This is a genomic window from Ideonella lacteola (assembly GCF_038066555.1).
Classification (GTDB): Bacteria; Pseudomonadota; Gammaproteobacteria; order Burkholderiales; family Burkholderiaceae_C; genus Ideonella; species Ideonella lacteola.
This window is the reverse complement of the sequence record NZ_JBBUTG010000023.1, coordinates 58,047-78,623: the sequence shown is the minus strand read 5'-3', so window position 1 is coordinate 78,623 and position 20,577 is coordinate 58,047. Positions and strand designations below refer to the sequence as shown.

Sequence of the window (20,577 nt, the reverse complement as noted above, 5' to 3'; positions counted from 1 at the left end):
AGGGCGGCGATGATAATCGGCGGCATGACTGACCTAGCCTTGGACATCTCCGCCCCCGCTCCTTCCCTTGCCTCCCCCATGGAAGGCGCCGTTCGCCTTGAGAACTGGGGCGTGATACGGGCGCAGGGCGCCGATGCGGCCAGTTTTCTTCAGGGCCAGTTGACGGCCGATGTGGCCTCTCTTCTCTCGAACAGCGTGCCGCCTCGGGCCACGCTGGCCGGCTACTGCACGCCCAAGGGCAGGCTGCAGGCCAGCTTCATCATCTGGTCGCCCGGGCCCGAAGAACTGTTGCTGGCCTGCTCGGCCGACCTGCTTCCGGCCACGTTGAAACGACTGTCGATGTTCGTGTTGCGGGCCAAATGCAAGCTCAGCGATGCGAGTGCCGATTGGCCGCTGTGGGGCCTGGCTGGCGACGCGGCCGCGTCCTGGCTCGGTGATCGACAACCCGCCACCGCGTGGACGGTGCACGCCGCGGCAGAGGCCCAGGTGGTGCGCCTGCCTGATGGCGCCGGCCAGGTTCGCTGCCTGCTGGCCCAGCGGGCCGATGCGCCAACACCGCCGCTGGCGCCACTGCCCGAGCCGGCCTGGCGCTGGCTCGAGGCCGCCAGCGGCGTTGCGCGCATCAGCACCCCGACGATCGACCAGTTCGTGCCGCAGATGGTGAATTTCGAGCTGGTCGGGGGGGTGAACTTCAAGAAGGGCTGCTATCCCGGCCAGGAGGTTGTCGCACGCAGCCAATACCGAGGCACGCTGAAGCGCCGCGCCATGCTGCTGGCCTTGCCCGCCAACGCGCCCATCATGGCCCCGGGCCAAGAGGTGTTCCACGACGCCGACCCCGGCCAGCCCGCCGGCATGGTGGCGCTGGCTGGCCAGTCGCCCCAGGGCGATCAGCTCGGCTTGGTGGAAGTCAAGCTGGCATTGGCGAATGGCCCGGGCTCATTCCACCTGGGCTCGGTAGACGGCCCTGCGCTGTCGCCTCGGGCTCTGCCCTACCCCTTACCGGCTGACCAGGGCTGAGCGCTTCAGAGTCATCCATGATCGCCGTGACGGCATTGGTGCGTGTCGGGGCGCCGCTTGGTCGTTTCCAGCACTGAACACCCCGCCTCCTGATACGCCGCAAACTGCGGCCGCCTGCGCACGATGTCTCATCCCTTCGAATCCGGCGGCGCGTCGCCCACCGACGAGCGCTGGTGGTTCATCTACTATCGAGTGAACATCGCCGACATGGCCGCCGCAGTGGCCATGGCACGCGAGGGCCAGCGTGCGCTGTGCAGCACCCAACCGGGGCTGAGTGCATCGCTGATGCAGCGGCCCTCATCGGCCGCATCTGCCGATGGTTCCCCACAGATGACCTTGCTCGAGACCTACCGCGCCGCGCTCGATTGGCCGGCCGATCGCGTGGCTGCCCTGCCCGCGCAGATCGAAACCACCGTCGGCCAGCGCCTGAACGCGTGGCTGCAGAGCCCCCGGCACCTCGAAGTCTTCGAGCCATGTGTTTAGCCGGTCTGGCGCTGGATGTCAGCCGCCGCTTTCCACTCGTGGTGGCGGCCAACCGAGATGAGTTCTTCCACCGGCCCGCGGCGCGCCTGGGCTGGTGGACGCCCGACGGCGGCAGCCTGCCCATCCTTGGTGGCCGCGACCTGGCCGCCGGCGGCACCTGGATGGGCATGACCACCGAAGGCCGCTTCGCCTTGGTGACCAACGTGCGCGGTGGCGGCACTCCGGCCGGCGACGGACCATCGCGCGGGACGATTGTGCCGGCGTGGCTCGAGGGCCAGCAGGCCTCTGACCGCTTCTGGCCTCGCATGGCTTTGTCCGGCTACGCGCCCTTCAACCTCATCGCGGCGGATTTCCGGCGCGGAGAGTGTTTCTGGGCCACCAACCAGCAGGCCAGCGGCCGGCGTCTGGAGCGCGGCGTGACCGTGGTCAGCAACGCCGCCGAGGTCGATGCGCCGTGGCCCAAAGTCCAGATGCTCAAGCACCGCCTTGAAAACATGCTGGATGAGCATGAAGACGAGCTGAGCGTCGAGGCGCTGGCGGGCCAGTTGTTCGCCATGCTGGCCGACCGCAGCCAGGCTCCGGACGAGCAGTTGCCCCACACCGGGCTCGACCGTGACCGCGAGCGGTGGTTGTCGCCCGCGTTCATTCGCACGCCCGATGGCAGCTACGGCACGCGCTGTTCGACGCTGGTGATCACCGAGCGTGCCGCCAAGCACCTGACCACCCACGTTTTCGAACGCACTTTCACCGGAGGCCCGGGGCTGGCGCTGTTGCGCCGTGCGACGCTGCGCGACTGGCCGCCGAAGTACAGCTCCGACGAAGACGCCCCCGGCGCCGGCAGCGAACGCTGGGCTCCTGTGGCGGACAGCGATTTGCCTGAAGTGCCGCTGGAGCCGCCCAAGAAGCGCCGTGTGCGCAGCCTGATCCGCCCGCTGCGCTGACCCGCGCCAAGCGAGCGCGCCATCGCCGCTACAGCAGCCGAACCATCTCGACGTGGGCGATGCCGGCTTCGTCGAACACCGGCCCGCGCTGGTGGAAACCGGCGCGGCGATAAAACGGCTCCGCGCTCATCTGCGCATGCAAGATCACCTCGCGGTCGCCCCGCTCGCGAGCGGCCTGCATCAGCGCGTCCAGCACCGATCTGCCCACGCGGCTGCCGCGCAGTGCCCGGCGCACCGCCATCCGCCCGATCTTGGCGACGCCCGGCACATGCTCCAACAGCCTTCCCGTGCCCACCGGCATGCCAAGGCGGTTGTAGGCCACGGCATGCACGCACGACGCGTCGGCCGAATCCCATTCCATCTCGGCCGGAATCTTCTGCTCTTCGATGAACACCTCGGCCCGGATGGCGCCCGCCTCGTGGCCCAGCTCTGACCACGCCCCGACCCGCACCTCGACCATGTCCTCGCCGGCCTCGAAGCCCAGCAGCGTGGCGCGCAACTCGGGTGGCACCGGCTTGGGCGCCTTGGCCGCCGGGTCGGCGAACACGTAAACCAGCTCGCCCTCGACAAGCAGTTCATCAGCGCGAAACACCCCGGTGCGGAACAGCAGCGACGAATTGCCGATGCGCTCGCAGCGCACGCCAATGTCGAGCACATCGTCGTAGCCGGCCGACGCGAAATACTCCAGCGTCGACTTGCGAACGAAGAGATCACCGCCCAGGCGGTGCATGACCTCCTGGTAGGGCAGCGCGATAGCGCGCCAGTAGCCGCCCACCGCGGTGTCGATGTACATCAGGTAGTGCCCGTTGAACACGATCTCCTGCATGTCGACCTCGGCCCAGCGCACCCGCAGGCGGTCGAGGAAACGGTAATCATGGCGCGTCATTCGTGTGGTCTCCGTCAGCCTCTCAGGCCCCAGGCGCTGCGCAGGGCCATCGCGGCTGCCGCCTGGGCGAGCCCCGCTTCCTTGATGGCGCGGCCCAGCTTGATGAAATCGTGGGTGAGCCCTCGGTACAGCTCCAGCTCGACCGGCACCCCCGCGGATCGCAGCTTGTCTGCATAGGCGATCCCTTCGTCGACCAACGGGTCGCATTCGGCCAGCAGCACGCAGGCCGGCGCCAGCCCTTCCACGTCGGGAGCGTTCAGCGGCGAGAAACGCCAGTCCTCGCGGTCGGCCTTGTCGATGTAGTGGTCGAAGAACCAGGTGATCGCCTCGGCCTCGAGCAGAAAACCATGGGCGAATCGCCGGTGCGACGGCGTGTCGGCGTGGGCGGTCGTCCCCGGCGTGATCAGCAGTTGCAGTGCCAAAGGCACTGCCGCATCACGGGCCTGGATGGCACACACCGCGGCGAGTGTACCGCCGGCGCTGTCGCCCCCGACCGCCAGCCGAGCGCCGTCAAGCCCGAGCTTCTCGCCGCCTGGTCCAGCGAGCCACTGCAGCGCAGCGAACGCATCGTTCACCGCGGTGGGGAACCGATGCTCGGGCGCCAGGCGATAGTCCAACGCCACCACCGCCCCACCGCTGCGAAGGGCCAGTTGCCGGCACAGGCTGTCGTGGGTTTCCAGATCACCGATGACGAAGCCGCCACCGTGCAGATACAGCAGCACCGGCAGGCGCTCAGCCGAGGGGGCGTATAGCCGCGCCGGCAGCATCGCACCATCGGCGGCGGGGATCTGGACGTTCTCCACCCGTGCCAAAGGGGCTCGCGGTGGCTCCAGGATTTCGGCCGCGGCCTGGTAGGCAGCGCGCGCATCGGCGGGCGCCATCTCATGGAACTGGGTGCGCTTGATGCGCTGGATGCGCTCGAGCACGCCGGCCATCGCCGGGGTCAGGAGTCGCTGGGGTGACAAGTCTTTCAGGATGGCCCTCATTGGCGCGGTCAGGTCATCGTGAGCATACTGGCTCCGTCACCCCACCCCATCGCACCATGGCCCTCATCCAATATCTGACGCACATCGAGATTGACTTCGGCGCCGTGCGCCTGTTGCCGGCGCACTGCGAGCGCGTCGGCATCACCCGGCCGATGGTCGTGACCGACGCCGGCGTGCGCGATGCCGGGGTGCTGGCCCGGGCGCTGGGGCCCTTGGGCGATGCAGCTGTGGCCGTCTTCGATGGCACGCCCCCCAACCCCACCGAAGCCGCCGTGCGCGAGGCCAGCGCGCTCTACGCCCGGCACCGTTGCGACGGGCTGATCGCGGTGGGTGGCGGCTCCAGCATCGACCTGGCCAAGGGCGTGGCCATCGCGGCCACCCACCCGGGCCCGTTGACCGACTACGCCACCATCCTGGGCGGGGCCGGGCGGATCAGTGAGCGTGTTGCACCCCTCATCGCCGTGCCCACCACCGCCGGCACGGGCAGCGAGGTGGCGCGCGGCGCGATCCTGATCGTCGACGACGGCCGCAAGCTCGGCTTTCACAGCTGGCACCTGCTGCCCAAGGCCGCCATCCTCGACCCCGAGCTGACACTCGGACTGCCGCCCATGCTGACGGCAGCCACTGGCATGGACGCCATCGCCCACTGCATGGAGACCTTCATGGCCCACGCCGTGAACCCACCTGCCGACGGCATCGCCCTCGACGGCCTTGCCCGCGGCTGGGCGCACATCGAACGCGCCACGCGCCACGGCGCCGACCGCGAGGCCCGCTGGGCCATGATGAGCGCCAGCATGCAAGGCGCCCTGGCCTTCCAGAAAGGGTTGGGCTGCGTGCATTCGCTCAGCCACAGCCTGGGCGGCGTCAACCCGAAGCTGCACCACGGCACCTTGAACGCGGTGTTCCTGCCCGAAGTGGTGCGCTTCAATGCGGGCGCCGACACCATCCAGCGCGAGCAACGCCTGCAGCGCATGGCACACGCCATGGGCCTCGGCCGCTGTGACGCCCAGGGCACGGAAATCAGCGAAGCCTTGCGCGAGATGAACGCCCGTCTGGGCTTGCCCCGCGGCTTGGCGGCCCTGGGTGTCGACGAATCGGTGTTCGGCCGCATCATCGAGGGCGCGCTCGTCGACCATTGCCACAAGACCAACCCGCGCCTGGCCAGTGGCGACGACTACCGCGAGATCCTGGTCCGGTCGATGTAGACGGCGCGGCGCGCTCAGAGTTTGAGAGGCATTCCAGAGACCCCCGTCGAGCCTGGGTTCCGCCCTGCTCAGCCGGCAGGCTGGCTCTCGTACCGGCTTTCCACCCGGTTGCGGCCACCCCGCTTGGCAGCGTAGAGCAGCGCGTCGGCCCGCTCCATCAGATCGCGCATGGACGACGCCGCCTCGGCCGCGCACAGGCCCACGCTGATCGTCACCTTCAGCCCCGCACCCAAGGGCTGCCAGTCGTGCGAGGCCACGGCCTGCCGCAGGCGCTCGCACACCTCGCGCGCCATCGCGAGCGGCGTGCCCCCGAGCACGACGATGAACTCTTCACCGCCCAGGCGAGCGACCAGATCGGTGCCGCGGGTGTGGGCCACCAGCAACTGGGCCACGGCGCGCAGCACATCGTCCCCGACGGCATGGCCCCAATGGTCGTTGACCTGTTTGAAGTGGTCGAGGTCGATCGCAGCCAGACACAGTGGCGTCTGGCGCAGGCGCGCCGCCTCCAACTGCTGAGGCAGTTCGTGCTCCACCCGCCGGCGATTGGCCAAACCGGTGAGTTGGTCTTCCATCGCGTGGCGGCCCAGCTCGACGGCCCGGTCGGCCAAGCGGCGGTTTTCAGACTCCAGCTCGGTGGCCCGCAGGCGCTGCGCGTCGGCCTCGGTGCGTGCACGGTCGGCCGCCGCTTGCATGTTCTCGATCTCGATGCGGTTCAGCAGCAGCTGAGCCTGCCTGTCGGCGCGCTGGCGCAGGTGCTCGCGCTCAAGCGGAAGCACCGTCTCCAGGTGATGCAACGCCGTCTTGAAATCGCCCAGTTGTTTGTAGGCCGCATACAGCCCTTGGTGGATCTCCAGCAGTGCGTCGTGGTTGTCGGTCTCGTCCGCCTCTGCCAGCACCTGTTCGTACCGCTGCGCCGACTCGGACCACTGGCCCCGGTAGCGGGCCAGCTCGGCCCGATTCAGGCTGGCCAGCAACAGCATCGAGCGGTACCCGTTCGCCGTGGCAAGGGCCTCTTGCCGATCGATGTAGGGCTCGGCCCGGTCGAAGTCGCCCAGCATCACATGGGCGTTGGCCAGGTTGCTCAGCGTCACCGCCTCGCGGTGGGCATTGCCCGAGGCCTCGGCGAGGCCGAGCGCCTCCATGCCGTAGGCGATGGCTCGTTCGAGCGACGCGGTGCGCTGCTCGCCCTCTTGAAGCTTGCAGGCGTGCAGCAGGTTGCTGCACAGGTTGTTCAGTGCGCTGAACATCTCCTCATGGCCCTGCACCTCACGCGCGATCTCGAGCGCGTGCGCCATCAGCGGCTCGCCGCGCCGCGGGTCGCCCAGCTCTTCGTAGGTGAGCCCGGCCCGGTTCAGCGCCCAGCTCATCAGCGAAGGGTCGTTGGCCTGGCGCGCCGATTCGATCGCCTGGGTGGCGTAGTTCAGCGCGTCGGTGCGCAGGCCCATCTCGTTGTGGGCCATGACCAAGGTACACAGCACCTGCGTGCGCTCGGCGGCGTCTTTGGTGCGCCGAAGCAGCGGCAGCGCTTGCTGGCAGTGGGACACCGCCGATCCGCAATCGCCCAGGCGATATTCATTGAGCGCCAGCACCGACAGCGCGGCAGCGCACAGGCCTTGGTGCCCGGCTTCCTGCGCCCACCCAAGCGCGCGTTGGGCGTGCGCCACGCCAGCGCGGTGCTCACCGGCCACCCGTGCCGCTCGCGCGTCTTCGATCGCTGTGCGGGCTGCCTCCAGCATCGACTTCTTGCTGCGCGGCATCGGGGGAAGTGGGTCGTCTTCGGCAGCAGCCATGGTGCCAGTATGCAGCCCCAGCGCCGGCGTGCAACCCATCGGGGTCAAGCCCTGCAGGTCAACGCTCGTAAAAGGTGGCGTCGTCGCGATCGAGCTGGCTCGCCAGGCCCTCGCTGTAGAACAGGCCACCCCGGTGACGCAGGAAGCTGCCGGGGAAGTTGCTGGCCTCGAACGACACTCCATTGCCATCACCCTGCCCCGGCCGCTTGCGCCAGGTGGCATCGGCTTTGAACAGGCCGCTGCCGTCGTTGGCGTCGCTCCAGACCTCGCCGTTGCGATGGCGCAGGTAGTGGCCCGGCGCGTTCACCGACTCGAACGACACGGCGTGCGGGTCGTTCAGCCCCGGTACCTGGCGCCACTGTGCATCCTCCGCCGGGCTCACGTTGGCATCAAGCCGCACCCGGCCGTTGGCGTGGCGCATGAAGTTGCCCCCGATCTTCGAGGCCTCGAAACGCATGCTGCTGTCCGGCGGCGAGCCGGCGGGCTCCTTGATGGCCTTGCCCACCGCCACCGGTTTGCCGAAGTCCGGTGTGTCGTTGGTGCGCCAGGTGAACCGCTCGGCGCGGATGTTGCGAGCACCCCAGCCCGTCCCCGAATCGGTGGTGGCGTGGTAGACGATCCAGTCCTGACGGCCGTTGGGCGACTTCACGAAGCAGTTGTGCCCCGGGCCGTAGACGTGGCCCGCCGGGTTGGACACCAACACCGGCTCGCTTTTCTTCACCCACGAAGCCGGGTTGAGCACTTGCCCGTCAGTGTTGGACAGCAGGCCGAGCTTGTAGCTGTCCGTCCAACTGGCGCTGGCCGAATAGACGAGGTTGATGCGTCCGTTGTGTTTCACGACCGCGGGCCCCTCCTGGATGGCCGCGGTCTCCATCTCCCAAGGCAGCGTGGGCGAAGAGATCTCAACGCGGTCGCCGCTGATGGTGACCGGGTCGCTCATCGGTGCGATGTACAGCCGCTGAGGGAAGCCGTCGTTGGCGCCGCGCCAACCTGACCAGATGAAGTACAGCCGGCCGTCGTCCTGCTGCAACACCGTCCCGTCGATGGCCCAGAAGTCCTGGGGCGGCGCCAGCTTGCCGCGGAAGGCCCAGGTGCCTTGAGGGTTCTGGGTGTCAGCCTGCAGGGCATACATGCGGTGGTTCGCGTTGTTGCCGTCGTCGGCCGCGAAGTACAGGTACCAGCGCCCGTTCAGATACGCGAGTTCGGGCGCCCATAGTTCCTTCGAATACATCGTGTTGGGCGGCGCGGTGTAGACGATGACCCGCGGCACCTGGCCGATGTCCTGCAGCCGCTTGGCCTTGGCGATGCCGATCGAGTTGCCGTTGACGCTGCTGGCCCAGTAATAGAAACCATCACGGTAGACGATCGAGGGATCCGCCGCACCGCCACCGCCGCCTGCCGGCGCGATCGGGTTGGTGAAGGTGGCTGCCGCCACACCCGCTGGCAGCACCGGCAGCCAGGCCACCGACATGGCGGCCAACGCGATGCGGACGGCTGCGGCTGCCAGCCGCCGCTGGCTTGGCGACGGCACACGACGTTGGATCGGCTGCTCGAGACAGACAGGTTGGTTCATGGGCGCACCTCGTTCGGCTCGGTTTTTCAGTGGCATCAACACATTGCGCAGGCTATTGAAAGCGATTTCTTGATTCCTCGCATGAGGGTGACACCCCGAATTGGTGACAGATCGCAGCCGGCTTCAGCCCCCTTGCCTCGCGGGCGCCGACCCGGCCGAAATAAACATTAACGAAACCTTTCAGGGTTTTCTCTGTGCGGCCGGGGCAAGCCGGCTGATTCAATTTTCCCGGCCACCTGGAAGCGGTTCCAGCAGACGCTCCGCGGCGCAGGCGGCCAGTTCAGCCACACAGGACCCTACAAATGAATTCAAGTTGGAGACACGCACGCGCTGCAGCCCCGCAGCGCGCCGCCTCGGTGCCCCCGCTGCCCGGCACCCGCCCCATCGCCCTGGCTGCCGCGCTGGTCGCGGCCGCGCTGGTGGCCGCCTGCGGCGGCAATGGCGACACCGAGCCCGACGTCGACAGCGCCCAGGCTACGCGCGCGCAAGCGACCGCGGCCGACCTCGCCGCCGACAACGTCCAGACGCTGGCGAAAACCATTCCGCCAGCGCCGGTGTACGACGACTGGCCGGCCATCACCAGCTCGATCCCGAAGGATCCTGCGATCGAATCGCGCGTGGCCCAGATCGTGGCCTCGATGACGCTGGAGCAGAAGATCGGCCAGATGACGCAGCCGGAAATCAAGAGCGTCACCCCGGATCAAGTTCGCCAATACTTCATCGGCTCGGTGCTCAATGGCGGCGGCTCATGGCCCAACGGCAACAAGCGCGCGGCGTCATCGGACTGGGTGGCACTGGCCGACCAGTACTACAACGCCTCGATGTCGACGACGATGGCCACCAAGGTGCCCATCATCTGGGGCACCGATGCGATCCACGGCCACAGCAATGTCTACCAGGCCACCCTCTTCCCGCACAACATCGGGCTGGGCGCGGCGCACGATCCGGGCCTGGTGAAGAAGATCGGGGCGTCCGTGGGCAAGGCGGTGCGCTCCACCGGCATCAACTGGGTGTTCGCGCCGACGCTGGCGGTGGCGCAGGACGACCGCTGGGGCCGCACCTACGAGAGCTTCTCGGAAGACGCGTCGATCGTCCGCGCCTACGCTGGTTCCTATATCTCTGGCCTGCAAGGCACCTTCGCGACGGACGCCAATGTCGTTGCCACCGCCAAGCACTTCATGGGTGACGGCGGGACGGACCAGGGCACCGACCAGGGCGTGAACATGGCCAGCAAGGACGTGATGATCAACGTCCATGGCCAGGGCTACTACACCGCGCTCGAAGCCGGCGCGCAGACGGTGATGGCCTCGTTCAACAGCTGGACGAACCCGTCGCAAGGCATCAACGAAGGCAAGATGCACGGCAGCAAATACATGCTGACCGACGTGCTGAAGACCAAGATGCTGTTCGACGGCTTCGTGGTCTCTGACTGGAACGGCATTGGCCAGGTGCCGGGCTGCACCAACGCCAGCTGCGCCCAGGCCATCAACGCCGGCATCGACATGGTGATGGTGCCCGACGAATGGCGCGCCTTCATCAGCAACACGGTGGCGCAGGTCAACTCGGGCGCCATCCCGATGAGCCGCATCAACGACGCGGTCACCCGCATCCTGCGCGTGAAGATGCGCGCCGGCATGTTCAACGGCCGCAAGCCCTCGCAAACCGCCGGTGCCGGCGACCCGCAGCAGTTGCAGGCACGCAGCCTCGCGCGGCAGGCGGTGCGCAAATCGCTGGTGCTGCTGAAGAACAACGACGCTGTTCTGCCGCTCGCGCGCGGCAAGAAGACGCTCGTGGTCGGCAAGAGCGCCAACAGCATGGCCAACCAGACGGGCGGCTGGTCGCTCACCTGGCAGGGCACGGGCAATTCGAACGCCGATTTCGCCGGCATCAGCGACACCATCCTGTCCGCCATCCAGCAGGTGGCCGGCGCAGACAAGGTCGACTACAGCGAAACGGGCGCCGGCAAGAACGTGGCCGACTACGACGTGGTGATCGCCGTCATCGGCGAGACGCCGTACGCCGAGGGCGCGGGCGACATCAACGCCTCGAAGACCTTGGCGCACTCGCGCAACTATCCGGAAGACCTCGCCGCGCTCAACACGGTGAGCGGCAAGGGCAAGCCGGTGGTGACGCTGCTGCTGTCGGGCCGGCCGGTGTACGCGAACGACCTGATCAACAAGTCCGACGCGTTCGTGGCAGCCTGGCTGCCGGGCACCGAAGGGCGCGGCGTGACCGATGTGCTCTACCGCAACGCCAAGGGCAACGTCGATTTCGATTTCACCGGAAGCCTCTCGTTCTCGTGGCCGAAAGATGCCTGCCAGACGCCGCTGAACAAGGGCGATGGCCAGGAGCCGCAGTTCGCGCTGGGTTACGGCCAGAAGTACACGAAGCCGAAGACCCTGGCCCAACTCCCCACGCCGGCGATTCCGAACACCTGCAGCGGCGGTGCTGGCACGCTGATGATCTTCAATCAGGTCGACTACCCGCCCTTCGCATTGACGGTGAATGCCGAGGCCAACAACTGGCAGAACGTGAAGATCGGCTCTGACCTGAACGCGATCATCAACGTGCCGTCCAGCGGCAACCCGGCCATCCGGGTTCAGACCACCCAGATCAACACCCAGCAAGATGCCAAGCAGGTCACCTGGTTCTCGCACAGCCAGTTCTTCTCGCAGGCAGCGAGCGGTCAGGATCTGAGCATCTACACCGACGGTACGCTGGAGTTCGACTGGATGGTGGCCCAGGCACCGTCGTCCACCGTGAAACTGCAAATGGACTGCGGCTACCCGTGCCGAGGAAGCCTGGACATCACCAGCCTGTTGCGCAGCGCCCCGCTGAACACCAAGCAGACCGTCAAGGTGCCCTTGAGCTGCTTCGCCTCGGCCGGCGCCACGCTGGGATCGATCGACACGCCGTTCAGCATCGAATCGCTCGGTACGCTCAAGCTCTCGCTGACGCAGATGAAGGTCGTCAAGGGCGGCGCGTCGTCGCCGGATGCCCTTTCGTGCAGCCAGTTGGGCTCGTTCGCCGTCTTCGGCCCGAATGGCCCGGCACCCGGCTTCAGCGTCACGAGCTGGCAAAGCGCCAACAACTTCGTCAGCTACCAGGTGATGCCGGCCGGTACCGAGCCCGCGGAGATCCGTGCGCAATACGCCAACACGTCAGGCGCCAACGGCATGGTTTACCTGGCCGGCGGCCCGGTGGACCTGACGCCCATGCAAAACGGCAGCTTCGCCGTCGAGCTCTACCCGTACCTGTACGGCAGCAACACCACCGACTTCACCCTGAAGCTCGAAAGCGGCCCGGGCTGCTCGACCGCGGACATCACGCTCGGCAAGCCCGCGCAAGGTGCCTGGTCGAACGTCAGCGTGCCGATGAGCACCGTGCTGGCGGGCGCGGCCGGTTGCTTCGACTTAAGCAAGGTGAACTACGTGGGCGTCTTCCCGCGCTGGAACCAGCAAGCCGGTGTGCAGATGACGATGCGCAACCTGCGTTTCCTGCAGTAAGCCTCCTCGCGGGCGAGCCCCAAAGCAAAAGCCCGGCGATCGCCGGGCTTTTTTATCGTCCGCGTCGGGTGGACGCGGGCCGATGACAGAGGCGCAGGCGATCAGCCGTGCTTCTTGTCGAAGAATTGCTCGTCTTCCGTGGAGCCCTTCAGCGCGGCCGTCGACGACTGGGCTTCGATGGTGGTGGTGACTGCATCGAAGTACCCGGTCCCCACTTCGCGCTGGTGCTTCACGGCGGTGAATCCACGCTCGGCAGCGGCGAATTCCTTCTCCTGCAGCTCGACGAAGGCGCTCATGTTGTTGCGGGCGTAGCCGTAGGCCAGGTCGAACATCGAGTAGTTCAGCGCATGGAAGCCCGCCAGCGTGATGAACTGGAACTTGTAGCCCATGGCGCCCAGCTCGCGCTGGAACTTGGCGATGGTGGCGTCGTCCAGGTTCTTCTTCCAGTTGAAGCTGGGCGAGCAGTTGTAGGCCAGCAGCTTGCCCGGGAACTTGGCGTGGATGGCTTCGGCAAAAGCCTTGGCGTAGGCCAGGTCCGGCTTGCCGGTTTCGCACCACACCAGATCGGCGTAGGGAGCGTAGGCCAGGCCACGGCTGATGGCTTGTTCCAGACCCGGCTTCGTGCGGTAGAAGCCTTCGATGGTGCGCTCGCCGGTGCAGAAGGGCTTGTCGGTGTCGTCCACATCGCTGGTGACGAGGTCGGCCGCTTCGGCGTCGGTGCGGGCCACGAGCACGGTCGGGGTGCCCATGACATCAGCCGCCAGACGGGCCGCCACCAGCTTGCTGACGGCTTCACGCGTCGGCACCAGAACCTTGCCGCCCATGTGGCCGCACTTCTTCACGGCAGCCAGTTGGTCTTCGAAGTGCACGCCCGAAGCGCCGGCCTCGATCATGGCCTTCATCAGCTCGAACGCGTTCAGCACGCCGCCGAAGCCGGCTTCAGCGTCCGCCACGATCGGTGCGAAAAAGTCGATGTCGTCCTTGCCTTCGCTCCACTGGATCTGGTCGGCGCGGGCGAAGGTGTTGTTGATCTTCTTGACGACCTTGGGCACCGAGTCCACCGAGTACAGCGACTGGTCGGGGTACATCTCGCCGTTGCTGTTGGCGTCGCCCGCCACTTGCCAGCCCGACAGGTAGATGGCCTTCAGGCCCGCCTTGACCTGCTGCATGGCCTGGTTCCCAGTCAGGGCACCCAGCGCGTTGATGAACGGCTCGGTGTTGATCAGGTTCCAGAGTTTCTCGGCGCCGCGCTTGGCGATGGTGTGCTCGATCTGCAGCGAACCACGCAGACGAACCACATCGGCCGCGGAGTAGCCGCGCTTGATGCCCTTCCAGCGGGGGTTTTCAGCCCACTCTTTTTCGAGGGCGGCGATCTGTTGTTCGCGGGTCGGTCGGCTCATGGCAGGGGCTCCTTGGAGTGAAAACGAGGGAGAGAACGAAGCGATTGATGGGCTCTAGCCTACGCCTGTCCGCTCTCTTTGTGGAGACTTATGTCTTATATAAGACACAAAAGTATTTTTCTGAAAATCAACAACTTAGATGCTACTTTCCACGATATGAGAGTCTCGATTTCATAGTGGAAAATCCTGCTGCACTGCAGCAGCCGTACTTTTCATAATGCGAACTGTCTGAATCGGGATGTAAAACCGAGTCGCCACTGCAAGCGCTTGCAGGGGCGACTTACACTGATCACTTTGTTGAAACTGAGAGCTCCGCCCTTGTCGACCAGCAACAAGCCCGTACCCCGGCGCAGTGCGCGCGGCAGTTCGGCCGGCGACGAACGCACCGGCCCCGTCACCCTGCAACAAGTGGCCGAGCGCGCAGGTGTGTCGCCCAGTACGGTGTCGCGCATCCTCAATGGCACCGCCGTGGTGAGCGACGACAAGAAGAAGGCCGTCGACGACGCCATCAAGGAACTCGGTTTCGTCCCCAACCCGGTGGCCCGCGGCCTGGCAGGTGGCCGCACGCTGAGCGTCGGCGTGGTCACCCAGGCGATCGATTCGCCGTTCTACGGTGGCGCACACCGCGGCATTGAAGACACGCTCTTGCCGGCCGGCTACAGCCCGCTGTTCATCAGCGGCCATTGGGACGACACGGCGGAAGCCCGCTGCATCGAAGTGCTGCGTTCGCGGCGGGTCGACGGCCTGATCGTGCTCACCGGCCGCATGGACGATGAAGCGCTCAAGGGCCTGGCCCGCCAGCTGCCCATCGTGGTGACGGGCCGCGATCTGAGCGCCCCGGGCGTCTATTCACTCAATTTCGACGATCTGCACGGCGCCCGCCTGGCCACCGAGCATCTGCTTTCGCTCGGCCACAAGCGCATCGCCTTCATCGGCGGTGACCCGCTGCACCCGGACTCTGGCAAGCGCGAGCAGGGCTACCGCGAGGCACTGCAGGCGCATGGCGTGGCGGTGGACGAGGCGCTGCTGCAAGAAGGCAACTACCAGGAAGAAAGCGGGCTGCAGGCCATTGAGAGGCTGCTGGCCTCTGGTGTGCCGTTCACCGCGATCTTCGCGGCCAACGACCAGATGGCTTTCGGCGCTGCGCTGGCGTTGCACCGGCGCGGCCTGCGCGTGCCGCACGATGTGTCGCTGGTTGGTTTTGACGACGTGGCCACGTCGTCGTTCACGGTACCGCCGCTCAGCAGCGTGCACCAGCCGGTGTATGAACTGGGCAGATTGGCGGCGACCGCCATGCTGGATCTGCTGGCCGGCCGCCAGCCCGAAGCCGCCCTGCCCGCCCCGCACATCGTGGTGCGCGAGTCGACCGCGGCCATCTGATGCGCGCCCCTGTGTTTGCTCCTTTGCTCGCCCCGAGGTGAGCGCCCAGGCCGCATGGGAAGACCGGGTTTGACCGGCCCTCTCATGCCCCCGCAGGGCCGGCCAGGTTCAGTCGGGCCCACGGCCGCTCTCAGGCGGCGTCGTCGTTGCCGACGTCTTCCGCCCGATCCACGCCCGCATCGTCACCCGGCGCCAAGCCGGCCTTGGGCGGACGGCCCGAGCGAGACACATCAAACAACGCCAACTCCAGGCCGCCTTGCAAGTAGGCGGCGCGGGTGCGCCAGAGCGCCGTGCGCCCCACGCCGAGGACGGCGATGATCTGGGCCTCCGGCAGACCCGCATCCAGGCAAGCCAGGATGTGCGCCCGGTTGACCTCGCGGCTGTGGTGAACGCCCTTGCGCCGCATGGCCTGCACGGCCGCCCTGTCTTCAGGGCTCAGGTGGAGTTCGGTCTGGCGCATGACGAGGCTTCCAGACGGCCGGCGGCGGCGCGGGCTTCGCGCTGCGCCACCCGGTCACTTCTCCATCGACGCGCAGTATTGTTTGACATAGGCCTGGTGCGGGGGCAGTTGCGCCACCGTGCGGTTGACCTGCTGCCGGATGCCGTCGAGAAAACCCGCCAGTTCCTGGTCGCCCATCAGGTCGGCCACCTGGTGGTGCTGCTGCGGTGTGATGCCCTGCCCCAGCATGACCTGGATCCACGAGTTTTCGGCAAACAGCTCGTTTTGCATGCGGAACACGCGCCCGGTTTCGCGGAAGAGATCGATCCGGTGCTTGAGCGAAGGCGGGATGTCCATCGTCCTGCAGCCGCGCCAGAACTCGGAATCGGTGCGGTTGGTGACGTGGTAGTGCAGCACGACGAAATCGCGGATGTGCTCGATCTCGTTTTGCGCCTGCTGGTTGTATTCGTCGATGTCCGACTGGCGGATGCCCATGGTCGGGAACATCTGCATCAGCCGAATCGTGCCGCGCTGGATGAGATGGATGCTGGTGGATTCGAGAGGCTCGATGAATCCGCTGGCCAGGCCGATCGCGACGCAGTTGGCGCGCCACACCTCGCGGCGCTGGCCCGGGGTGAAGCGCAGCAGGCGCGGCGTGGTGAGCACCTCGCCATGCACCTTGCTCAGCAACAGCTCCTTCGCCCGCTCATCGCTCATGTGCTGGCTGCAATAGACCAAGCCATTGCCGACCCGGTGCTGCAGCGGGATGCGCCATTGCCAACCGGCATCATGCGCAATCGACCGCGTGTACGGCACCGCCTCGCCGACCGACTGTGTCTGGACCGCCAGCGCGCTGTCGCACCGCAGCCATTGAGACCAGTCTTCGTACGGCACCTTCAGCGCCTGCCCGATCAGCAATGCCCGAAAGCCGGTGCAGTCGATGAACAGATCACCTTCGATCGACGCGCCTGAATCGAGCGTCAGCGACCGGATGTGGCCGGTGGCCTCGTCCAAATTGACCGCGTTGATCTTGCCTTCGACCCGCCGCACGCCAAAGCCCTCGCTGAAGCGCCGCAGGAACACGGCGTAGCGGGTGGCGTCAAGGTGGAAGGCGTAGTTCAGCCCGTTGCGCGGCAGGTGGGCGAAGCGGTTTTCCTGGGCGGCACGCAGCTCCAGACAGTAGTCGCCATAGTCGCCGGCGAGTTGGCGCTCGCGGCCTTTGAGCCAGAAATGCTGGAAGCCGGCCGTCCAGTGGTCTTTGCCGGTCAGGCCGAACGAGTGGATGTAGTCCTCGTTGACGTTGCGCCAGTTCTCGAAGCTGATGCCCAGCTTGAAGGTGGCCGAGGTGGCCGCCATGAACTCGCGCTCGTTCAGCTCGAGCAGGTTGTGGAAGGTCAGCAGCGTCGGAATGGTGGCTTCCCCCACCCCCACCGTGCCGATTTCATCGGATTCGATCAGCGTGATGTCGAGGATGCGGCCCATCGTCTTCGACAGGCAGGCCGCGACCATCCAGCCCGCGGTGCCACCGCCTGCAATGACCACACGGCGCACCGGCTTGGCACCCGGCATCGGGGGTTGATCAGCCATGTTCATACAGCAAAGTTCCTCAGCGATTGAGACGTCTCAGCAGACGGGCCCGCAGCCCTCGCACGGCATCGCTGTCCAACGGCGACGCCAGGATCTGGCGGGCCGCAGGCGGCAGGTGCGCAGCCGTGTCGGCATCGGCCTCGAAAACGTAGTGGTCGAAAAGATGTCGCCAGGCGTCGCGTTGCGCGGGTGGCAGGTCACGCACCGTCATCATGGCCAGCAGCAACGCGGCCATGGGTGAATCCATGTGCTCGGGCGACTGGCGCCACCAGTAGTTGACGAGCAGGTTGAACGGCTCGAGCGCCTCGACGTGATGCCACCACATGCTCGGGATGAAGATGGCATCGCCCGGGCCCAGGTCCACCACCATCGCGCGGGCCTGCGCCTGGGCGAACTTGGGGAACCGCTGCAGGTCGGGCTCGCGGAAATCCACCAGGCTGGTCGGCAGGCCGGCCAGCGTGTTCTCCAGCGGGCCGATGTAGAGGTTGCCCACCTGATCGGGCGGCAACAAGGTGAAGCGCCGGCGCCCGGCGGCGACGCAAGCCAGGTTGTCGGGCAGATCCTGATGGGCCGCCACGCAGGCCCTGTTGCCCAGCCACAGGCTCGCCAGCGGCTGCAGATGGCCGATCGGCAGATCGTTCTCGGCACGAAAGCCTGGCAGGCAGGTGTCGATGGTGGTCGAACCCACATAGATGGCCGGCGGGCGGGGGTCGTCACGGTGCGCCGCCAGGGCATCCAGCACCGCGGCGAAGCGCGTCATCTCGCGGGCGAAGTTGAATCCGGTGAGGTCGGCGTTGTAGCCGAATCGCCCTTCGATCTCGGGCGGCCCGTACCAAGCCCCGACGGTGGCACCGACATCGAAGCGTCGCAGGTAGGCGGCCACCTCACCGCCCTGCCCCTCGCCGGCACGCCGTGCCGCCTGGACCACCGGCCAATCACGCACCAGCCCCCTCAGGACCACCGGCTCATCCGAGCTCAGCCATCCCTCAGGCAAGGCCTGGGGGTCGACGTCGTTCAGTTCGCGCATGGGATTCGGCCCGCCCCGATCGCGATGCGACTCACTCGCCCAGCGCCTGGGCGCGCTGGATCAGGTCACGCAGCCGCGACAGCGAGGCGATCGCCATGTAGATGCCGAAAAGATGTCCGGCCTGATGCAGTGATTCGAGCGCGGGCCCGCCCAGCTTGGCCAGGCGCTCTTCGTGGATGGTGTAGAAGCCCGCGAAGCGGTGCTGCGAGCCATCGGGCCGCTCGATATCGAGCGCGAAGGGCTCGAGCAGTTCATGCTGCAGCAGCACCTGCGTGAACGCGGTGTTGCTTTGCAGCCCTTCGTGAATCGCCAGCAGCATCGAGCTGGCGCGCTCGAGGAACTCGGTGGTGCCGCCATAGGGCAGGAACACGGGCTCCCCCTCGGTTTGGCTGACGCGCGGGCTGTCGAGATCGATGTGCACCATCAGCTCGTCGCGGTCGAAACCGATGAGGAAGGGCTGGCGCTCGATCGCCAGCGGCACATACGGCGCATCCCAACGATCGCCCTTCAGGAACAGGTTCTGACCTGCGCGCAAACCCAGCAGCGCCACCGGCTGAAAACCGCGGCCATCGTGCGACTTCTGGAAGACGATCGGGTAATGCGCCTGAACGTTGCGGAACTCGGACGGAAAGGTCACCGCGAACATCACATCGTCGCCATACGCAGCACCCCGTTTGGTGATGACGCGCAGGTCTTTGTGTTCGACGTTGTTCAGCAGGACGTTTCGGGTCATGGGCGTGGAGGTCAAGTGAGTCTCAGATGGAGGGCAGCCCGTGGCGCCGGATGTGCTCGATCAGCTCGCGGTTGCCGGGCAGTGCCGGCAACATGCGTCGCGTCAGTTGGGCTGCTTCCTGGAAATACCCGTGTGCCCGTTCAGCGTCGGTGTGGCTGATCGAATGCCGCTCGGGCTTGAAGCCCATACCATACAGAACGTATTGATAGCTGGCAGAGGGAAACGCCTCATCGTGGCGAACTAAGTCATGCCGTGACGGCGGCCGGTGCCGCCACATCACCAGCGCGTCCTGCAGGCTGGCCGGCACCGATGCCGCCTGGCGGTTGTCGCGCCAGAAGTCGCTGTCTTCACGCGCACTGAGCACATAGTGCAGCTTGAGGAAGTCGACGATGCGATCCCACCGGTAGTGGTGGCCAGCATTGAAGCGCCTCGCCACGATGTCAATGGCCTCGCGCGTGGCGGGCAGCTGGTCGCGCAAGAAGGTGGCCGAATACTCGATGAGGGCCAGCGCCGAGGCTTCCAGCGGCTCAAGAAAGCCCGCCGCCAGCCCGATCGCCAGGCAGTTGCGATGCCAGAAGGTTTCCCGGTGTCCCGGCTCGAAGGAGAGTTTTCGTGCCTCGGGCAAACCTGGGGGCGCCCCGGTGTCGGCCAGATAGGCCCGCAAGGCGGCGCGCGCCTCGTCTTCGCTCGTGTGGGCGCTGGAATACACCAACCCCACGCCACGCCGCGTGGGCAGGCCGATGTCCCACACCCAGCCGTGCGGCTGGGCGGTGGACAAGGTTTGGGAGGCGATCGGCGCGTTGTCGCTGGGATAGGGCACTTGCGATGCCAGCGCCGTGTCGCAGAACAGCACGTGCTTGCGCGACACCAACCGGACGCCGTAGTGCTGGCCCAGCAACAAAGACTGAAGGCCGGTGCAATCGATGAACAGGTCGCCTTCAATGGCGCCGTGGTGCTGCGTCTGCACGGCGGCGATGTCACCGTTGTCGTGCGGCCGAACGGCCACGACGTCGTCGAGCACGTGTTGCACGCCCAGCCGGCTCACGCTGTGCTCGCGCAGGAAGACGCCGAACTTGCCAGCATCGAAGTGGTAGCCGTAATTCGCCACCGCGGCGAACTCGGGGGTTGAGAACTGCTTGGGCGCGCGACCGTGCAGGCACAGGTGCGGCTGAAAGCTCACCGATTCGCCGAAGGGCATCGGCACGGCGGACTGCAACCAGGCACTGGCCAGGTCCACTTCGGTGTAGCCCTGCGGCAGCACGAAGGGGTGAAAGTAGCGCTCGTTGGGGTGGCCCGTGGCCCAGCGGTTGAAGCGCGACCCCTGCTTGAACGAGGCGTCACACTCGCGGATCAGGTCCGCCTCGCTGACGCCGATGTCGCGCAGTGAATCGCGCATCGTGGGCCAGGTGCCCTCGCCCACCCCGATAGGCGGAACGGCGGGTGATTCGAGCAGCGTGAGCTGAATGCGGCCGCGATGCGCGGCGGCCAGAAGGCCGGCGGTCAACCAGCCGGCTGAGCCGCCTCCGACGATGACGACACGCTGGACCGCGTGATCTGACGTGTCTGCAACCATCTCTCTCACACTCGCCGCGGCACCGCCAGGGCCTTCCCAGGCCCTGGCGTG

The 20,577-nt window shown here is 66.7% G+C and carries 16 protein-coding genes; 6 read left to right on the top strand and 10 right to left on the bottom strand.

The features are described from left to right. Positions 1 to 78 precede the first annotated feature (78 nt). The 3 genes from ygfZ (at position 79) to AACH06_RS24395 (ending at position 2,441) form a co-directional block, all read left to right on the top strand. The gene (ygfZ, locus tag AACH06_RS24405; RefSeq protein ID WP_341428402.1) at positions 79 to 1,017 is read left to right on the top strand and encodes a CAF17-like 4Fe-4S cluster assembly/insertion protein YgfZ; all 939 of its coding nucleotides are present in this window, start codon (positions 79 to 81) and stop codon (positions 1,015 to 1,017) included. 123 nt (positions 1,018 to 1,140) lie between these two features. Beyond that, on the top strand, positions 1,141 to 1,500 hold the full coding sequence (locus AACH06_RS24400) for a DUF4936 family protein (RefSeq protein WP_341428401.1): 360 nt from the start codon (positions 1,141 to 1,143) through the stop codon (positions 1,498 to 1,500). Continuing rightward, positions 1,491 to 2,441, top strand: a complete 951-nt coding sequence (locus tag AACH06_RS24395; protein ID WP_341428400.1) for an NRDE family protein — start codon at positions 1,491 to 1,493, stop codon at positions 2,439 to 2,441. The genes AACH06_RS24400 and AACH06_RS24395 overlap by 10 nt, the downstream gene beginning before the upstream one ends. A gap of 28 nt (positions 2,442 to 2,469) precedes the next feature. Here AACH06_RS24395 and AACH06_RS24390 read toward each other — a convergent pair whose 3' ends face one another. Beyond that, complete coding sequence (locus AACH06_RS24390; RefSeq protein WP_341428399.1) at positions 2,470 to 3,327, bottom strand: YbgC/FadM family acyl-CoA thioesterase; 858 nt, start codon at positions 3,325 to 3,327, stop codon at positions 2,470 to 2,472. Between the two features lie 14 nt (positions 3,328 to 3,341). Further along, complete coding sequence (locus AACH06_RS24385; protein ID WP_341428398.1) at positions 3,342 to 4,313, bottom strand: alpha/beta hydrolase; 972 nt, start codon at positions 4,311 to 4,313, stop codon at positions 3,342 to 3,344. Positions 4,314 to 4,369: 56 nt separating this feature from the next. Here AACH06_RS24385 and AACH06_RS24380 point away from each other — a divergent pair, with 56 nt between their 5' ends. Next, positions 4,370 to 5,518 (top strand): iron-containing alcohol dehydrogenase, encoded by a 1,149-nt coding sequence (locus AACH06_RS24380; protein ID WP_341428397.1) that lies wholly within the window; start codon positions 4,370 to 4,372, stop codon positions 5,516 to 5,518. Between the two features lie 68 nt (positions 5,519 to 5,586). Here the strand turns inward: AACH06_RS24380 and AACH06_RS24375 are convergent, their stop codons facing one another. Together AACH06_RS24375 and AACH06_RS24370 are read right to left on the bottom strand one after the other, a co-directional pair. After that, complete coding sequence (locus AACH06_RS24375; RefSeq protein WP_341428396.1) at positions 5,587 to 7,308, bottom strand: diguanylate cyclase; 1,722 nt, start codon at positions 7,306 to 7,308, stop codon at positions 5,587 to 5,589. Positions 7,309 to 7,366: 58 nt separating this feature from the next. Beyond that, positions 7,367 to 8,881 (bottom strand): family 43 glycosylhydrolase, encoded by a 1,515-nt coding sequence (locus AACH06_RS24370; RefSeq protein WP_341428395.1) that lies wholly within the window; start codon positions 8,879 to 8,881, stop codon positions 7,367 to 7,369. 302 nt (positions 8,882 to 9,183) lie between these two features. Here AACH06_RS24370 and AACH06_RS24365 point away from each other — a divergent pair, with 302 nt between their 5' ends. Next, a complete protein-coding gene (locus tag AACH06_RS24365; protein ID WP_341428394.1) occupies positions 9,184 to 12,387 on the top strand; it encodes a glycoside hydrolase family 3 protein in 3,204 nt (1,067 codons plus the stop codon). A 101-nt stretch (positions 12,388 to 12,488) separates the two neighbouring features. Here the strand turns inward: AACH06_RS24365 and aceA are convergent, their stop codons facing one another. Next, a complete protein-coding gene (aceA, locus tag AACH06_RS24360; protein WP_341428393.1) occupies positions 12,489 to 13,787 on the bottom strand; it encodes an isocitrate lyase in 1,299 nt (432 codons plus the stop codon). A gap of 318 nt (positions 13,788 to 14,105) precedes the next feature. Here aceA and AACH06_RS24355 point away from each other — a divergent pair, with 318 nt between their 5' ends. Continuing rightward, positions 14,106 to 15,167 (top strand): LacI family DNA-binding transcriptional regulator, encoded by a 1,062-nt coding sequence (locus AACH06_RS24355; protein WP_341428392.1) that lies wholly within the window; start codon positions 14,106 to 14,108, stop codon positions 15,165 to 15,167. A 130-nt stretch (positions 15,168 to 15,297) separates the two neighbouring features. Here AACH06_RS24355 and AACH06_RS24350 read toward each other — a convergent pair whose 3' ends face one another. Genes AACH06_RS24350 through AACH06_RS24330 form a run of 5 tightly spaced genes read right to left on the bottom strand, consistent with a single transcriptional unit; the run spans position 15,298 to position 20,526 of the window. Continuing rightward, positions 15,298 to 15,627, bottom strand: a complete 330-nt coding sequence (locus tag AACH06_RS24350; protein WP_341428391.1) for a helix-turn-helix domain-containing protein — start codon at positions 15,625 to 15,627, stop codon at positions 15,298 to 15,300. A gap of 54 nt (positions 15,628 to 15,681) precedes the next feature. Continuing rightward, the gene (locus AACH06_RS24345; protein ID WP_341428390.1) at positions 15,682 to 17,199 is read right to left on the bottom strand and encodes a tryptophan halogenase family protein; all 1,518 of its coding nucleotides are present in this window, start codon (positions 17,197 to 17,199) and stop codon (positions 15,682 to 15,684) included. Positions 17,200 to 17,212: 13 nt separating this feature from the next. Beyond that, positions 17,213 to 18,220 carry a cupin-like domain-containing protein gene (locus AACH06_RS24340; protein WP_341428389.1) on the bottom strand — a complete coding sequence of 336 codons (1,008 nt, stop codon included), beginning with the start codon at positions 18,218 to 18,220 and terminating at the stop codon, positions 17,213 to 17,215. A gap of 31 nt (positions 18,221 to 18,251) precedes the next feature. Continuing rightward, complete coding sequence (locus AACH06_RS24335) at positions 18,252 to 18,953, bottom strand: SapC family protein (protein ID WP_341428388.1); 702 nt, start codon at positions 18,951 to 18,953, stop codon at positions 18,252 to 18,254. A 22-nt stretch (positions 18,954 to 18,975) separates the two neighbouring features. Further along, positions 18,976 to 20,526, bottom strand: coding sequence for a tryptophan halogenase family protein (locus AACH06_RS24330; protein ID WP_341428387.1), 1,551 nt, complete (start codon positions 20,524 to 20,526; stop codon positions 18,976 to 18,978). Positions 20,527 to 20,577: the final 51 nt, after the last annotated feature.

Coding starts and splice junctions, on each gene's coding strand:
- ygfZ (WP_341428402.1), top strand. CDS start 79: ATGGAAGGCGCCGTTCGCCTTGAGAACTGGGGCGTGATACGGGCGCAG.
- AACH06_RS24400 (WP_341428401.1), top strand. CDS start 1,141: ATGTCTCATCCCTTCGAATCCGGCGGCGCGTCGCCCACCGACGAGCGC.
- AACH06_RS24395 (WP_341428400.1), top strand. CDS start 1,491: ATGTGTTTAGCCGGTCTGGCGCTGGATGTCAGCCGCCGCTTTCCACTC.
- AACH06_RS24390 (WP_341428399.1), bottom strand. CDS start 3,327: ATGACGCGCCATGATTACCGTTTCCTCGACCGCCTGCGGGTGCGCTGG.
- AACH06_RS24385 (WP_341428398.1), bottom strand. CDS start 4,313: ATGAGGGCCATCCTGAAAGACTTGTCACCCCAGCGACTCCTGACCCCG.
- AACH06_RS24380 (WP_341428397.1), top strand. CDS start 4,370: ATGGCCCTCATCCAATATCTGACGCACATCGAGATTGACTTCGGCGCC.
- AACH06_RS24375 (WP_341428396.1), bottom strand. CDS start 7,308: ATGGCTGCTGCCGAAGACGACCCACTTCCCCCGATGCCGCGCAGCAAG.
- AACH06_RS24370 (WP_341428395.1), bottom strand. CDS start 8,881: ATGAACCAACCTGTCTGTCTCGAGCAGCCGATCCAACGTCGTGTGCCG.
- AACH06_RS24365 (WP_341428394.1), top strand. CDS start 9,184: ATGAATTCAAGTTGGAGACACGCACGCGCTGCAGCCCCGCAGCGCGCC.
- aceA (WP_341428393.1), bottom strand. CDS start 13,787: ATGAGCCGACCGACCCGCGAACAACAGATCGCCGCCCTCGAAAAAGAG.
- AACH06_RS24350 (WP_341428391.1), bottom strand. CDS start 15,627: ATGCGCCAGACCGAACTCCACCTGAGCCCTGAAGACAGGGCGGCCGTG.
- AACH06_RS24345 (WP_341428390.1), bottom strand. CDS start 17,199: ATGAACATGGCTGATCAACCCCCGATGCCGGGTGCCAAGCCGGTGCGC.
- AACH06_RS24340 (WP_341428389.1), bottom strand. CDS start 18,220: ATGCGCGAACTGAACGACGTCGACCCCCAGGCCTTGCCTGAGGGATGG.
- AACH06_RS24335 (WP_341428388.1), bottom strand. CDS start 18,953: ATGACCCGAAACGTCCTGCTGAACAACGTCGAACACAAAGACCTGCGC.
- AACH06_RS24330 (WP_341428387.1), bottom strand. CDS start 20,526: ATGGTTGCAGACACGTCAGATCACGCGGTCCAGCGTGTCGTCATCGTC.